This is a genomic window from Winogradskyella pulchriflava, from assembly GCF_042434315.1.
Lineage (GTDB): Bacteria > Bacteroidota > Bacteroidia > Flavobacteriales > Flavobacteriaceae > Winogradskyella > Winogradskyella pulchriflava.
On the sequence record NZ_JBHLTQ010000005.1, the window covers coordinates 241,395 to 256,897 of the forward strand.

The following is a 15,503-nucleotide window of genomic DNA, read 5'->3' on the forward strand; positions in this document are numbered from 1 at the left end:
TTTTGTTGCGAATATATAAGTTTAATTATGTAATTTAGGCCTATAAACATAAACACTAAAATATTATGAAAAATATTCTTTGGCTAGTTGCAGTAGTATGTATTGCTATTTGGTTATTAGGTTTATTAGGTATTATACCAGGAATGAGTAGTAGCAATCTAATTCACATTTTATTAGTAATTGCAGTTATTGTAATTCTGTATAATATTATTTCAGGAAGAAAACCTTTATAAAATACTTATTTATAATACAAGTAAGCGTATGTAGTTAACTATGTACGCTTATTTTTTTGTTAATTCACTTCCATATATCCCTTTTTAGTTTAAATTTGAAAGTCTTAATTGAGACAAAGCCATATTATCGTATGGCTTTTATATTGATAGGACGTATAACAATATGATTTTATGAGAAAAGAAAGTAAACATAAAGGCTGGAACGAAATAAAAACAAACGACTCATGGGCAATTTTCAAGATTATGGGAGAGTTTGTAAATGGCTATGAGAAAATGAGTAAAATAGGACCATGCGTTTCTATCTTTGGTTCAGCCAGAACAAAACCAGACCACAAATATTATAAGCTTACAGAAGACGTTGCCAGTAAAATTGTTGAACATGGATACGGTATTATTACAGGAGGTGGTCCTGGTATTATGGAAGCCGGCAATAAAGGTGCACATATAGCAGGTGGTACTTCTGTTGGATTAAACATAGAACTGCCTTTTGAGCAACACGACAACCCTTATATTGACAGCGACAAGAGTTTAGACTTTGATTACTTCTTTGTACGTAAGGTAATGTTTGTAAAGTACTCTCAAGGTTTTGTGGTTATGCCAGGTGGTTTTGGTACTTTAGATGAATTGTTTGAAGCTATAACCCTTATACAAACTCATAAGATTGAAACATTCCCAATTATCTTGGTAGGAAAAGAGTTTTGGGGAGGTTTATTTGATTGGGTAAAAACAACACTTTTAGGAGTAGGTAATATTAGCCCACAAGATTTAGACTTAATACATTTAGTAGATACAGCAGATGAAGTAATAGATATATTAAACGATTTCTACAAAAACTATGATTTAAGTCCAAACTTCTAAAAAAACACTATTGTTATTTCAATGCTATGAAAAAGACATCGGTTTGTTTTTTAATACTTGGTTTTTTAACTATTTTAAATGTTTCTGCACAAGAGACCTTTAAAGTAATGTTCTACAATCTCCTCAACTATCCGTTAGAGGATGCTGTACCAAACCGTGAAGCCGATTTGCATTTTATACTATCGGATTACAAACCCGACTTATTTCTTGTCTGCGAACTCAACAATATAACAGGGGCTAATAATGTGCTTAATATTGCCAGAAGTGCTATAAACTCAGATTTTGAAATGGTTACTTACGTCTCTAATACTTCCGATGACACCTTTGGAGACCAGAACGATTTGCAGAATTTATTGTATTACGACAGCACTAAGTTTATTATAGAGGAAGAGATTATTGTACCTACTGATTTAAGGGATTTTAATGTCTATAAACTAAAATTAAACACGACTGAGCAAGCTACTAACCCAATTGAGTTTTATGTGGTTATTTGTCATCTTAAAGCTTCGAGTGGTACAATTAATGCGCAACGTCGTTTTCAAATGGTTGTAGAATTAGATAGTTATCTAAATACTTTACCTTCTAACACTAACGTTATATTAGGAGGTGATTTAAACATTTATACAGCTTCCGAAGCAGCTTTTCAGGAATTAACTGACAACACCAACAACATTACCTTTGTAGATCCTGCAAATAGAATTGGTAGCTGGAACAACAATCCAAACTATGCAGATGTCTTTACGCAATCCACAAGAACCCAAAGCGGAATGGGTGGTACAACTGGTGGCTTTGATGATCGTTTTGATTTTATTTTAACGTCTGAAAACATGCTAAGCACAGCTAATCTTACATATGTTGCAAATTCGTATCAAGTGTATGGCAACAATGGCTTATCCTCTTGTTATAATAGTGCCATTAACTCATCAAATTGTGCTACACCAGAATCACAATTTCCCTTTCCAATAAGAGATGCTTTGCACAATTTTAGCGACCATTTACCAGTGACGTTATCCTTGCAAACTGATGCTACCTTTTTAAATGTCAATGACTTTGATATTAGTGAATATTTCAATATTGAAAAAACCATAATAAATTCATCTATAGTTTTTTATATAAACTCACCTCAACTATTAGATACTACAATTAGTATCTATAATGCTTTAGGTAAACATGTAAAAACTATACAAACAAACACTAACAATAGACAAGAATATGATGTTTCAGAATTACAAAGCGGTCTATACTTTTTAACTTTTGAAAACTTCAATACCAAATCTTTTAAATTCATCGTACAACATTGAATAAACTCCTATTAATATTATTTATTTATATCGGCTTTTGTTCAACTAGTGTTGCTCAAAATAAAATTGATATTGAAGCTATTGTAGATGTGGAAACAAAAACCATTTCCATCAATCAAACCATTGTATATGAAAATACAACCAATGATGTCTTAAACGACATATACTTAAACGATTGGAATAATAGTTTCTCCAATAAATCCACTCCGCTCGCCAAACGTTTTGAAGAAGAATTCAGTACTAAGTTTCATTTGGCAAAAAGTGAAGCACGTGGATTTACTTTAATTACCTCAATTGCTGAAAATGGCAACAATTTAAACTTTAACTATTTAACCGAACATCCTGATGTTATAAAAGTTAACCTAGAAAACCCTTTACAACCAGGCGCTTCTTATCAGCTTAAACTTAGTTACATTTTGGTGCTGCCAGATGCCACTTTTACAGATTACGGTTTTACCAAGACCAAAGATTTTGAGCTTAAATATTGGTATATTACCCCAACAGTCTATGACGGTAAATGGCATTATTACAGTAATAAGAATTTAGGAGATTTATTCGTTCCAAAAGCAGATATTGATATAGTCATTACACATCCTATGAATTATGCTGTCACTTCAGAGCTGGATATCGTTTCCTTGAAACCTGATGTAAAAAGCAGAACGCAAACCACTATTTTAACTGGCCTTGACAGAGTTGACAGTTATTTATCCCTTAGGAAGTTTCCGCAGTACACCTATGTACAAACTGATGATTTAATACTAATTTCAAATATTAACGAAAAAGGGCTTGCTCCAAGCGAGAGAGCCATACTAACCGATAAGATTGCTCGGTTTTTAACCGATAAATTAGGCGCTTATCCTCATAGACGATTATTAGTTTCTCGTATTGAATACAACAAAAATCCGCTATATGGTCTTAATCAATTACCTGATTTTCTTAGACCATTTCCAGATAATTTTCAATACGAATTAAAGCTCCTAAAAACATCCTTAAAAAAGTATCTCGATAATACATTATTACTAAATCCAAGAAAAGAACATTGGCTCAGCGAAGGGATTCAGATTTATTATATGATGAAATATGTTGAGGAATATTACCCAGACACTAAACTACTGGGAGACTTAGCTAATGTTTGGGGCATAAGAGCGTTTCATGCTTCTGATTTAGATTTTAACTTTCAATATTTCCTCTATTTTATGGAAATTGCCAGAAAGAATAGAGACCAACCCTTATCAACCTCAAAGGACTCCTTAATTAAATTCAACTCTAACATTGCTGGAAAATACAAAGCTGGTGTTGGTTTAAATTATTTAGATGACTTTACAGATGACATTCAACTAACTGAAGTCATCAAGTCTTTTATAGAAACCAACAAACTGCAACCTATAACTATTGCTGATTTTGAATCGTTTTTAAAGTCCAAAACAGCAAAGGATATCGACTGGTTTTTTAAGGATTACATTGACTCGAGAGAGAAAATAGATTTTACCATTAAAACTATTGAAACCACAGAAGACTCCATAAAAGTTACAGTAAAAAACAAACGGAATAATAGTATGCCTATCCCACTCTTTAAACTATCTAAGGATTCCGTTACTGAGAAAATATGGTTAGAGAATATTAAAGATACAAGGATCATTAGCTTACCAAAAGACAATACTGACAAGTTTGTAATAGATTACAATAATGTGGTTCCGGAATTTAACCAACGTGATAATCATAAAGCTGTTAATGGTTCTTTTCTTAATAACAAACCGCTTCAGTTTAGACTTTTTAAGGATATTGAAGACCCAAACTACAACCAAGTATTTTTTATGCCGTTGGCCGAATTCAACAACATCTATGATGGATTAACCTTTGGTGCTAAAGTTTACAACAAAACTATTTTAAGAAAACGCTTAAACTATAGATTTTCTCCACAATACGCGACAAAATCAAAATCCTTAACTGGAACTTCCTCAATTTTCTACACCCATAATATTGAAAATAAAAACCTTTTTGATATTACCTATGGTGTATATGCAGGATACCAATCCTTTGCAGAAGATGCGTTTTTTACCACCTTACGGCCTTCAATATCGTTTACGTTTAGAAATGATGACGATTTTAGATCCGATCAACTAGACAATATTTTAGCCAGATATATCAGTATCAACAGGGACGTTGGTGTTAATGCTGTTATTGATGTTGACGAACCAGATTATGGAGTCTTCAATTTAAGATATACGCACTTTAACCCAGGTATTATCAACTATTCTAAATTTACTACTGACTTTCAAATTGCAGATCGTTTCAGTAAACTATCTGTTAATTATGAATTTAGAAAACTTACCAAAAGCAACAGGAATATCAACCTTAGACTTTTTGCTGGTGCCTTTTTAAAGAATAGTACAGACCCATTCTCTAACTATTTTAGCTTTGCATTGGACAGACCAACAGATTACCTGTTTGATTTAAATTACCTTGGGCGCTCCGAGGCAGCTGGTTTCTTTAGCCAACAAATTATCATAGCAGAAGGTGGCTTTAAATCCAAGCTAGATACACCGTTTGCTAACCAATGGATGACTACTGCCAACTTTAGCACCTCTATCTGGAGGTATATTCAAGCCTATGGAGATGCAGGTTTGGTTAAAAATAAGTATGATTCCGCAAAGTTTGTGTACGATTCTGGTATACGCTTAAATTTAGTTGAAGACTATTTCGAAATCTATTTCCCTGTGTATTCCAATCTAGGTTGGGAAATCGCCCAGCCTAATTATGGTGAGCGCATTCGTTTTATTATTACTGCAGATCCACAGGTATTATTAGGTCTTTTTAGACGTAAATGGTATTAGCAAATTCTTATTCAAAAGTCGATTTTTTGCATTAATTTAATTAATTCTTAGTTTTTGCAGTTTTTTATTGAGAATAATTCAATATTATAACATATTTAACTATTGCATACGATTACTAAATTTTGTACCTTCGCAAGAGTTAAAATCGACCTTTTATGAAGACAAACTCCGATTCAAAAACAGAAATTACATTTGAAGATTTCAAAGCTGAAGTTATAAATGATTATAAGCTTGCAGTTACGAGCCGCGAATGTAGCCTTTTGGGTCGAAGAGAAGTTTTAACTGGTAAAGCCAAATTTGGAATTTTTGGTGATGGTAAAGAAATTCCACAAATTGCTTGGGCTAAAGCTTTTGAAAATGGCGATTTTAGATCTGGCTACTATAGAGACCAGACCTTTATGATGGCCATTGGAGAACTTACTATTGAACAGTTTTTTGCAGGACTTTATGCAAATACAGATTTAAAAGAAGAGCCAATGTCTGCAGGCCGACAAATGGGTGGGCATTTTGCAACGCATAGTTTAGATGAAAACGGTCATTGGAAAAACCTTACCCAACAAAAAAATTCAAGCTCTGATATTTCACCAACTGCTGGGCAAATGCCAAGGCTTTTGGGTTTAGCACAAGCCTCTAAAATTTACAGAAACGTGGAAGGTATTGATACCACCAACTTTTCAAAAAACGGAAATGAAATTGCTTGGGGAACTATAGGTAATGCAAGTACTAGTGAAGGATTGTTTTTTGAAACCATAAACGCAGCTGGTGTATTGCAAGTACCAATGGTAGTAAGTGTTTGGGACGATGAGTATGGTATTTCTGTTCATGCAAAACATCAAACTACAAAAGAAAATATTTCTGAAATCTTAAAAGGATTTCAACGCGATAAAAACCATAACGGTTATGAAATTTTTAGAGTTAATGGCTGGAACTATCCTGAGCTAATAGACACCTATCAGCGTGCAGCTCAAATTTCAAGGAAAGAACATATACCAGTATTAATTCATGTTAACGAATTAACGCAGCCACAAGGGCATTCTACATCTGGATCTCACGAACGTTACAAAGACCAAGACCGCTTAAATTGGGAATCTGAGTATGATTGTAACGCCCAAATGCGTAAATGGGTAATTAGCAATAATATTGCTACAGACGAAGAGTTAACCAAATTAGAAAAGGAAATAAAAAAAGCAGTACGTGATGGTAAAAAAGCAGCATGGTCGGCTTTTATAAATCCTATTTTAGCAGAAAGAAATGAAATTATCTCTATACTAGAAAAGGTAGCTGCATCAAGTCCTAATGGAGTTTTTGTAACTAAACTAAAAAATGATTTAGCTGCAATTGAAGAGCCATTACGTAGAGATTTACTGTCTACATCCAGAAAAGCATTACGCTATTTGGTTTCAGAAAATTCTTCTGAAAAAACAGTGCTTCAAAACTGGATTACAAACTACCTCAATGCCATTCAACCAAAATACAGCTCGCATTTACATAGCGAATCCAATCTTAATGCATTAAATCAATCTGAAGTACTTCCAACTTATGATAACAACGCAAAAGATGTTGATGGACGCGTTGTGCTAAGAGAAAATTTTGATGCTTTGTTTAGCAATTATCCTGAAGCTTTAATTTTTGGTGAAGATGCAGGTTATATTGGTGATGTTAACCAAGGATTAGAAGGCTTACAAGAAAAATACGGTGAACTAAGGGTTTCTGATACAGGTATTAGAGAAGCTACCATCATGGGACAAGGTATTGGTATGGCTATGCGTGGTTTACGACCTATTGCCGAGATTCAATATTTAGATTACATCATGTATGCGCTTCAAATCATGAGCGATGATTTGGCAACCGTACAATATAGAACTAAAGGACGCCAAAAAGCGCCTTTAATTGTTAGAACTCGTGGTCATAGACTAGAAGGTATTTGGCACTCTGGTTCGCAAATGGGAGGAATTCTAAATCTTATAAGAGGCATTCATGTGCTAGTTCCTAGAAACATGACTAAAGCCGCTGGTTTTTACAATACACTCTTAGAAAGTGACGAACCTGCATTGGTTGTAGAATGTCTTAACGGTTATCGTTTAAAAGAAAAGTTACCAAATAATATTGGCGAATTTAAAACACCTATTGGAGTTGTTGAAACTCTAAAAGAAGGTGAGGATATTACCTTAGTATCTTATGGCTCTACCCTTAGACTTGTTGAACAAGCTGCTAAGGAATTATTGGAAGTAGGTATTGACGCAGAGGTTATTGATGTACAGTCGTTATTACCTTTTGATTTAAATCATGATATCGTAAAAAGTATTGCCAAAACAAACCGTTTCATTGTAATTGATGAAGATGTTGAAGGTGGTGCTTCAGCATACATTCTGAATGAATTATTAAATACTCAAAATGCTTTTCAATATTTAGACAGTGTACCAAAAACATTAGCAGCAAAGGCACATCGACCAGCTTATGGCACAGATGGAGATTATTTTTCTAAACCATCTGTAGAGGATATTTTTGAAGCTGTTTACGATGTGATGCACGAGTTGAATCCTGAAGATTTTCCAAAACTGAGATAAAAGTAAAAGCATATTTTAAACTTAAAACCATTACCTACGTGATGGTTTTTTTTATATTTATAATCTAACCGATTATAATGTATGCTTACAAAATCTGATAAATCCCAACTTAGAAGTATCATCTTTCGTCACTTGGATGGCATTGCAACAGCAACTTCAGCATTTTCACTTCATAAAAAAGGGGTTCTGGACTACATTCTAAAAAAGGAATCAGTTTCATTAGCAGAACTAACACTAAAACACAATGCTAACGAAGGCTACTTAAACGTTGCGCTGCGTGTATTGAGTTCTCAAGGTTGGTTAGATCAGCATTTAGACAATAAAGCAAATACAGTAAACTATTCAATAAACTCAAATTCTAAAACTGCTTTTAATCTGGTCAACCTTTATGAAGATGCTGTAAACTTGTTGCATTACTCTGACCGATTTGCGGACGACAAAATGATAAGTTCTGATGCTTTTATAGCTTTAGAACGTGTCTTTAAAAAATTTGAAAGCGATTTTGGTTTAGACACATCTGACGAAAGCTCCATAGCATTTCAAGTTTTAAAACATATTGAAGGAGTTATAGCTGGACCAATTATTGTATTACTTGGTGTTAATGGGTTATTTCATAAATACTTTATGGAAGCTTCGTTTACAGCAGAAGAATATCACAAAGACCCAGAAAGTTTCAAAAAAATCCTGGATTTCTTAACCCATTTAGGTTGGTTCAACAAGAAAAAGAACACCTACCAATTTACAGACAAAGGTTTATTTTTTGCTAAACGTGCCAGTGCTTATGGTGTTACGGTTTCTTATATTCCAACGTTTTTACAATTAGACGAACTTATATTTGGAAATCCACTCGTTCTAAAAACCGAGTCTCCAAGCGATACAGAAAAACACGTTCATCGTGAAATGAATGTTTGGGGAAGTGGTGGTGCACATGCTACTTATTTTAAAGTCATAGATAAAGTTATTATTGACTTGTTTAACAGGCCTATTGAAGAACAACCCAAAGGTATCTTGGATATGGGTTGTGGTAATGGCGCTTTTATAGAACATATTTTTAATGTTATAGACCAGCAAACTTTACGAGGTAAATTGTTAGATGAATATCCTCTGTTTTTGGTAGGAGCTGATTTTAATAAAGCCGCGTTAAAAGTGACAAGAGCGAACCTTATTAAAGCAGACATTTGGGCCAAAGTTATTTGGGGAGATATTGGCAGACCAGACTTACTGGCTAATGATTTAAAGGAAGACTACAATATTGAACTTCACGATTTATTAAATGTAAGAACATTTTTAGACCACAACCGTATTTGGAATGCACCAAAACCCAATCATAATATCATTAGCAATTCTTCTGGTGCTTATGCTTCAGAAGGTGTACGCTTAAGCAACAATGATGTAGAAGCTTCGTTATTGGAACATTTAAGCAGATGGAAACCTTATGTTGAAAAATTTGGACTGCTCATCATAGAATTACATACTATAAGCCCTCAACTAACATCTAACAATATTGGCAAAACTGCAGCAACAGCTTACGATGCTACGCATGGCTATAGCGACCAATACATTTTAGAAGTAGATGTTTTTAGAGCCATATCCGAAAAAGCAGGCTTAAAACCAGATGATAATCATTTTGCCAGATTTCCTGATAGCGATTTAGCTACTGTTAGTATCAATCTTTTAAAAGGGTAATCGTAAATTTACACCATGAAAACCCATAATGGGCATTTGGCAGTCAATAGACATTGCCACCAACATAATTAAATCATAGAATCACAGGTTCTTGAAAATTTTTAAATAGATGAAAATTGAATCTATTGTTACCATAAAAAAAGAGCTAAAACACCATACAAAAGATGAACTTTTGGAATTGTGTTTACGTCTGGGAAAATTTAAAAAGGAAAACAAAGCTCTCCTCACCTATTTATTATTTGAAGCACATGATGAAGATGGCTATGTGCTAAGCGTAAAATCTACATTAGACGAACTATTTGAAGGTATAAATACAGATAGTTATTTCTACATGAAAAAGACCATAAGAAAGATTCTTAGGCAAATTAGAATTTATAGTCGTTACTCATTAAAGAAAACTACTGAGATTGAACTCCTACTCTATTTTTGCGAACGTTTAAATGAGCTAAGACCTTCTATCCATAGAAACACAACGCTAAGCAATTTGTACCAAAGACAGATTGAATCTATCAAGAAAAAAATCAGTGTTCTGCATGAAGATTTGCAGTACGATTATAATTTACAGCTTCAAGAACTGCAATAGTTAAGCATTATATTATATTTGCCCAACACACCTTAAACAGCAAGGTTTTTTTACACATGAAGAAAAGTCAAATTTCAAATTTATTACGTCAATTAAGGCTTATATACCTCACAGACAAGGTGCGTTATCATCTTCAAAAGTACAAGAATAGGCGTGTAAACTCTAACTTTAAAAACAATCATAAAGACATTAAGTTACCACCAGACTATCTTATGTACGAATCTTTTCAAATGGATTATGACAAGTACTATAATGGTGGTTTAAATATGGCAAAGTGGTTAACTGAGCATTTTTCAAAACATATTGAATTAAAGAATGTACGAGTTTTAGATTGGGGCTGTGGACCAGGACGTATTATAAGACACATGCCAAAAGTTATAAATAATGGCTGTGAGTTTTTTGGTACAGATTACAATGAAAGATCAATTGATTGGTGTTCTAAAAATCTACCAGATATAAAATTCAACAAAAACGAATTAACAGCAAACCTTCCTTACGAGAGTAATTATATGGATGTTATCTATGGCATTTCTATATTTACACACCTCTCTGAACAGTTACATTACGATTGGTTTAATGAGTTGCATCGTGTACTAAAACCAGGAGGTATAATGTTGCTAACAATGCAAGGAGACAATTTTAAGGTAAAGCTATCGGAAACAGAACTCAACACCTATTCACAAGGAAAAATTGTTGTTAGAGGCAATGTTAAAGAAGGTCATCGTACTTACTCTGCCTTTCATCCAAAACCATTTGTGGAAACTTTATTTAAGGATGTTGAAATATTAGACCATATTATACAAACCTCAACAAGTAAGGATTGGGTGCCTCAGGATATTTGGATTATCAGAAAGACATCTTAGATTCCTAACTCAAATCCTGCTTCTTAGCCTTTCGGCTACCTTCATACATTTCGTATTTCACCAAACGTGATTCTAGCTTCGCATTAAACACTTTAATTTTTCGCGAAGGACGAAGACCAACAAATTTTAAGGCTTCAAGATTAGATGTAATTAACCACGCATTCGTATTAGGATAACCATGTTTTAGGGTTGTGCCTATATTTCCGTAGAACTCTTCAACGTTTAAGTTTTCTAAACGCTCACCATATGGAGGGTTAAACACCATGTGCAACTTATCTGTTCCTGCTTTTTGAGTCTTAAAGAAATCTTCGTGCTGTATATGGATAAACTCATCTAAATGTGCATTTTTGATATTCTCAATAGCCTTTCTTACTGCAGAAGGAGACTTGTCGTAACCGATAATTTTATGATGAAATTCGCGTGTCTTTTTTAATAGTGATTCTTCAATGGTTTCAAACAAATCCACATCCCAATCTTCCCAACGTTCAAAAGCAAATTCCTTTCGCATTAAATTTGGCGGAATATTACATGCAATCATCGCAGCTTCTGCCAACACCGTACCACTACCACACATAGGATCCATAAAATCGGTCTGACCATCCCAACCGCTCATCATTATCAATCCAGCAGCTAAGACTTCGTTTATTGGCGCTATATTGGTAGCCGTTTTATAACCACGTCTGTGTAAAGATTCGCCAGAAGTATCCAATGAAATTGTGCAACGTTGTCTGTCTATATGCACATTGATTTTTAAATCCGGAAAACGCAAATCTACATCAGGACGTGTACCACCATTTTCTCTAAAACGATCTACAATAGCATCTTTAGTTTTTAGAGCCGTGTACTGCGAATGCGTAAACACACTATGATGTACCGTTGCATCTACCGCAAGAGAACCCGAAGACTTTAAGTAGTTTTCCCACTTAATGTTCTTTACATTTTTATAAAGATCATCCTCCCTTGTAACTCTAAACGACTTAATAGGTTTTAAAATTTTAATAGCTGTTCTAATACCAAGGTTAGCTTTGTACATAAAACCTTTGTCGCCCACGAAACTCACATTTCTAACACCTTTCTCCACATCCATGGCACCAAGTTGTGTCAATTCTTTTGCTAAAATATCTTCGAAGCCAAATAGGGTTTTGGCAACCATCTTGAAATTATTGTCCATGTAGTACGTCTAATAGATTGCAAATTTACACTATTTTTGCAGGACGGCATCCTAAAAATAGCAATAGGAGACCTCATTGTCTTTCTAACTGGCAGACAAGCAAAACTTTGGGCAAAGTTATAGAAATCGCTCTCTTTTTTTTAGAGAATCTTCGCTTTGCTCTGAATGACAACCAATAATTAAAAAGATTCCTGCTTTCGCAGGAAATGATATGAGTAAATCAACTAAACAATGGTATGCGTCGTGGTTTGACACACCATATTACCACATTCTATATAAAGACAGAGATTATGCAGAAGCCCAAGTGTTTATGGATAATCTTACCAACTACCTAAATATTCCTGAAGGTGGAAAAATCTTAGACTTGGCATGCGGAAAAGGCAGACATTCTGTGTATTTAAATACGTTAGGTTACCAAGTTACAGGTGTTGATTTATCTGAGCAAAGCATTGCACACGCCAAACAATTTGAAAATGACACTTTAAAGTTCGATGTGCACGATATGAGCAAACCTTATCCTGATCGTTTTGATGCTGTGTTTAATCTTTTTACAAGTTTTGGCTATTTTGAAGACGACAACTGTAATCTTCACACTATTGAATCCATTAAGGCTGAACTTAATGATTTTGGTTTTGGAGTTATCGACTTTATGAACGTAAATTATGTGATTGACAACTTAGTTACCGAAGATGTTAAGACTGTTGAAGGCATAGACTTTCATCAGAAAAGAAGTGTAAAAGATGGTTATATAGTTAAAGACATAAGCTTTAAAGCAGATGGTGAAATCTATGAGTTTCAAGAACGTGTAAAAGCGTTTACTTTAGAAGATTTTCAATTGCTTTTTAAAAAAGCTGGAGTCTATTTATTGGATGTTTTTGGTGATTATAAACTACGCAAATACCACTCAAAAACATCAGAACGTTTGATTATGATTTTTAAGTAAAGTAAACATGAACAAATACCTGTTTCCTGTATATGCAATTATAATTGGTGTTATTATCGCTTTTTTAACCAAAAAGCAAAAATCTGTAGGCACCAAACTTCTATTATCCTTTAGCGGTGCATTTTTATTAGCACTTACACTTTTTGATTTGTTGCCAGAAGTATATCACCATATAGAAGCCAAACAAACTGGACTTTTTATAATGTGTGGTATTTTGCTACAGATTATCTTAGAGTTTTTCTCTAAAGGAGCTGAGCATGGCCATATCCATATTCATAAAGAAGATACAGTCTTTCCGTGGTTATTGTTTATTAGTTTATGTATTCATAGTTTTTTAGAAGGTTTTCCTATTCACCAACATAATGACATGGTGTACGGAGTGCTAATTCACAAAATACCCATTGCTGCCTTAATTACGGCATTTTTACTACATTCTAATTATAGTAAACTTCAAATTGCAGCCTTTTTAATTGTATTTGCTGCTATGACGCCTTTAGGGACTATAGTATCTAATAATGTTTCTTTTGTAGCCGATTATGTAGATGTCGTTAATGCAATCGTTATTGGTATCTTTTTACACATTTCAACCACTATTTTGTTTGAAACAGGCGAAGGTCATAAATTTAATTTATCTAAGCTCTTAGCGATTTGTTTGGGTGTGTTAATTGCGTATTTTATCTAAATGTTTAGCAAAGAACAAAGCAGACTTTTAAGACAAGAATTTTGGACCAGTTTTGGCAAATCCTTTCCAAGAAAATGGCTATTGTACAATACCAAAATAAAAGGTTTAGCCTTTAAATTTCATTTCGACACCAAGTCTGCATTGATAGCGCTAGACCTAGAGGACGATTTAGAAAACCGTATTAATTGCTGGGAAAAACTTGTAGCCCTAAAAAGCATTCTTATAGAGGAATACTTACCAGAAGCCATTTACGAAGAAGAATACTATCTTGAAAACGGAAAAGAAATCTCACGCATCTATTTACCGTTAAAACAAAAGGTATCTATCCATAACAAAAACACCTGGCGCGATGTTATGGAATTCTTTAATACCAACATGATTTTGTTTGAAACTTTTTTTGAAGAATATCACGATATTATTAAACCTTAAATCACATGATTATATATCATAAAAAAATGGCAAATAGCACCACCAAGCACAAATAAATGCCAAACCACATGAAAATAAGGCACTTTATGCAAAGCATAAAAAATGATGCCTATTGTATAAGATAATCCACCAGCAAACAACCACAACACTCCGTTTGGTCCAATAGCATTAGATAAGTTAGTGAAGTCAAATATTATAAGCCAACCCATTACCAGGTACAAAAGCGTTGAAAACAGCTCAAATCGGCCTGTAAAAAAGAGTTTCAGAATAACACCAAAAGCTGCAATTCCCCAAACTGTCCAAAATAATGGCCAACCCAAACTATCTGAAAGTGTAATTAATAATACAGGTGTGTAAGTTCCTGCAATCAATAAATAGATGCTTATATGATCTACAATTCTAAAATAATGTTTGCGTTTCTCCCCTTTTACAGCATGGTAAAATGTTGATGCTAAAAACAAAATAATGATAGAAATGCCATAAACAATAACGCTAAACAAACTCCAAGGTTTAGAGTCATCTGCATAAACAATCAGTAAAATTAAGGCTGCAATACCTAAGGCTGCTCCAATACCATGCGACCATGCATTAAGCTGTTCTTCGAGTTTGGTCTGTATGCGCATTTATTGCTTAGCTTTTGTTTTATCGCCAGTTTTTGGTTTAGACCATTTATTCACACAAGCATAAAAATCGATATCAAACGCAGGATTTTGGCGCTTTAGCTGTTCATTCTGAAAAGCACGTTGAAGAATATCCTCTATTAAATAATCTTCCTCTACATCAATGGGCGCAAACTCCTTCTTTAAGGAAATGTTAAACAAATTTGCAGTACTATTAAACCAAAAGGCGCGCCAACCACTTCGCAGTTCCTTTATAAGCTCAAAGGTGGTCTTGCCAGTTTGCCTGTGAATTAATTTTACCAGGATTTGCCCTTCGGTTTTAGTCAGTTTTTTCAACTCTTCTGAGAATTCGTCTTCAATATATCTTTGAATGACTTTAGCGTACTTCTTCTTATCGCGTTTACGTTCTAATTGATCAAGACGCTTTTGTAAGGTTTCCAAACGTTCGGCAGCCAATTTGGCATAAGGATACACTTTAAGCGTTTTACGTCTTAAAATGATATATCTAATCCTAGCATCTCTGTCTTCAAAATTAAGATTTGGCAATACTAAAACTTCGTCCAGTTCTACAGAAGTTACAGGAATAGAATCTCCTTCAATAATGATATAATGCACTTCTGTTGAATCTTGCTTTACAGGATCTTCTTGCGCAAAACCCATAAAGGAAAACAATAACGCTATGTATGTAATATACTTCATGTAATTTGTTTGTACCAAAATCATTCCAAAGTTA

At 34.0% G+C, this 15,503-nt stretch carries 14 protein-coding genes; 11 read left to right on the forward strand and 3 right to left on the reverse strand.

The genetic code is table 11. The features are described from left to right. The first annotated feature begins 65 nt into the window (after positions 1–65). From ACFFGA_RS10460 to ACFFGA_RS10495, 8 genes are all read left to right on the forward strand, one after another. Entirely contained in the window at positions 66–233 is a 168-nt protein-coding gene (locus ACFFGA_RS10460; protein WP_386063533.1) for a lmo0937 family membrane protein, read from the forward strand. A gap of 171 nt (positions 234–404) precedes the next feature. Beyond that, complete coding sequence (locus tag ACFFGA_RS10465) at positions 405–1,091, forward strand: LOG family protein (RefSeq protein WP_386063536.1); 687 nt, start codon at positions 405–407, stop codon at positions 1,089–1,091. Positions 1,092–1,117: 26 nt separating this feature from the next. Beyond that, positions 1,118–2,392 (forward strand): T9SS type A sorting domain-containing protein, encoded by a 1,275-nt coding sequence (locus ACFFGA_RS10470; protein WP_386063539.1) that lies wholly within the window; start codon positions 1,118–1,120, stop codon positions 2,390–2,392. Then, positions 2,389–5,226 carry a gluzincin family metallopeptidase gene (locus ACFFGA_RS10475; protein WP_386063542.1) on the forward strand — a complete coding sequence of 946 codons (2,838 nt, stop codon included), beginning with the start codon at positions 2,389–2,391 and terminating at the stop codon, positions 5,224–5,226. The genes ACFFGA_RS10470 and ACFFGA_RS10475 overlap by 4 nt, the downstream gene beginning before the upstream one ends. Positions 5,227–5,381: 155 nt before the next feature. Then, the gene (locus ACFFGA_RS10480) at positions 5,382–7,793 is read left to right on the forward strand and encodes an alpha-ketoacid dehydrogenase subunit alpha/beta (RefSeq protein WP_386063544.1); all 2,412 of its coding nucleotides are present in this window, start codon (positions 5,382–5,384) and stop codon (positions 7,791–7,793) included. A gap of 81 nt (positions 7,794–7,874) precedes the next feature. After that, the gene (locus ACFFGA_RS10485) at positions 7,875–9,479 is read left to right on the forward strand and encodes a class I SAM-dependent methyltransferase (RefSeq protein ID WP_386063547.1); all 1,605 of its coding nucleotides are present in this window, start codon (positions 7,875–7,877) and stop codon (positions 9,477–9,479) included. A gap of 109 nt (positions 9,480–9,588) precedes the next feature. Beyond that, positions 9,589–10,062: a hypothetical protein gene (locus ACFFGA_RS10490; RefSeq protein WP_386063549.1), complete on the forward strand. Its 474-nt coding sequence runs from the start codon at positions 9,589–9,591 to the stop codon at positions 10,060–10,062. Between the two features lie 56 nt (positions 10,063–10,118). Continuing rightward, positions 10,119–10,925 (forward strand): class I SAM-dependent methyltransferase, encoded by an 807-nt coding sequence (locus tag ACFFGA_RS10495; RefSeq protein WP_386063552.1) that lies wholly within the window; start codon positions 10,119–10,121, stop codon positions 10,923–10,925. 4 nt (positions 10,926–10,929) lie between these two features. Here ACFFGA_RS10495 and ACFFGA_RS10500 read toward each other — a convergent pair whose 3' ends face one another. After that, positions 10,930–12,096: a THUMP domain-containing class I SAM-dependent RNA methyltransferase gene (locus ACFFGA_RS10500; RefSeq protein WP_386063554.1), complete on the reverse strand. Its 1,167-nt coding sequence runs from the start codon at positions 12,094–12,096 to the stop codon at positions 10,930–10,932. 211 nt (positions 12,097–12,307) lie between these two features. Here ACFFGA_RS10500 and ACFFGA_RS10505 point away from each other — a divergent pair, with 211 nt between their 5' ends. From ACFFGA_RS10505 to ACFFGA_RS10515, 3 genes are read left to right on the forward strand one after another with little or no spacing between them, the layout of a single operon-like run. After that, entirely contained in the window at positions 12,308–13,039 is a 732-nt protein-coding gene (locus tag ACFFGA_RS10505) for an SAM-dependent methyltransferase (protein ID WP_386063557.1), read from the forward strand. A 7-nt stretch (positions 13,040–13,046) separates the two neighbouring features. Next, positions 13,047–13,721 (forward strand): ZIP family metal transporter, encoded by a 675-nt coding sequence (locus ACFFGA_RS10510; RefSeq protein WP_386063560.1) that lies wholly within the window; start codon positions 13,047–13,049, stop codon positions 13,719–13,721. Beyond that, positions 13,722–14,150 carry a DUF4268 domain-containing protein gene (locus ACFFGA_RS10515; RefSeq protein WP_386063563.1) on the forward strand — a complete coding sequence of 143 codons (429 nt, stop codon included), beginning with the start codon at positions 13,722–13,724 and terminating at the stop codon, positions 14,148–14,150. Here ACFFGA_RS10515 and trhA read toward each other — a convergent pair. Together trhA and ACFFGA_RS10525 are read right to left on the reverse strand one after the other, a co-directional pair. After that, positions 14,147–14,773, reverse strand: coding sequence for a PAQR family membrane homeostasis protein TrhA (gene trhA, locus ACFFGA_RS10520; RefSeq protein ID WP_386063565.1), 627 nt, complete (start codon positions 14,771–14,773; stop codon positions 14,147–14,149). The two genes, ACFFGA_RS10515 and trhA, sit on opposite strands and share 4 nt — an antisense overlap. Continuing rightward, on the reverse strand, positions 14,774–15,469 hold the full coding sequence (locus tag ACFFGA_RS10525; protein ID WP_386063568.1) for a DUF4294 domain-containing protein: 696 nt from the start codon (positions 15,467–15,469) through the stop codon (positions 14,774–14,776). Between the last annotated feature and the right edge of the window lie 34 nt (positions 15,470–15,503).

Coding starts and splice junctions, on each gene's coding strand:
- ACFFGA_RS10460 (WP_386063533.1), top strand. CDS start 66: ATGAAAAATATTCTTTGGCTAGTTGCAGTAGTATGTATTGCTATTTGG.
- ACFFGA_RS10465 (WP_386063536.1), top strand. CDS start 405: ATGAGAAAAGAAAGTAAACATAAAGGCTGGAACGAAATAAAAACAAAC.
- ACFFGA_RS10470 (WP_386063539.1), top strand. CDS start 1,118: ATGAAAAAGACATCGGTTTGTTTTTTAATACTTGGTTTTTTAACTATT.
- ACFFGA_RS10480 (WP_386063544.1), top strand. CDS start 5,382: ATGAAGACAAACTCCGATTCAAAAACAGAAATTACATTTGAAGATTTC.
- ACFFGA_RS10485 (WP_386063547.1), top strand. CDS start 7,875: ATGCTTACAAAATCTGATAAATCCCAACTTAGAAGTATCATCTTTCGT.
- ACFFGA_RS10490 (WP_386063549.1), top strand. CDS start 9,589: ATGAAAATTGAATCTATTGTTACCATAAAAAAAGAGCTAAAACACCAT.
- ACFFGA_RS10495 (WP_386063552.1), top strand. CDS start 10,119: ATGAAGAAAAGTCAAATTTCAAATTTATTACGTCAATTAAGGCTTATA.
- ACFFGA_RS10500 (WP_386063554.1), bottom strand. CDS start 12,096: ATGGACAATAATTTCAAGATGGTTGCCAAAACCCTATTTGGCTTCGAA.
- ACFFGA_RS10505 (WP_386063557.1), top strand. CDS start 12,308: ATGAGTAAATCAACTAAACAATGGTATGCGTCGTGGTTTGACACACCA.
- ACFFGA_RS10510 (WP_386063560.1), top strand. CDS start 13,047: ATGAACAAATACCTGTTTCCTGTATATGCAATTATAATTGGTGTTATT.
- ACFFGA_RS10515 (WP_386063563.1), top strand. CDS start 13,722: ATGTTTAGCAAAGAACAAAGCAGACTTTTAAGACAAGAATTTTGGACC.
- trhA (WP_386063565.1), bottom strand. CDS start 14,773: ATGCGCATACAGACCAAACTCGAAGAACAGCTTAATGCATGGTCGCAT.
- ACFFGA_RS10525 (WP_386063568.1), bottom strand. CDS start 15,469: ATGAAGTATATTACATACATAGCGTTATTGTTTTCCTTTATGGGTTTT.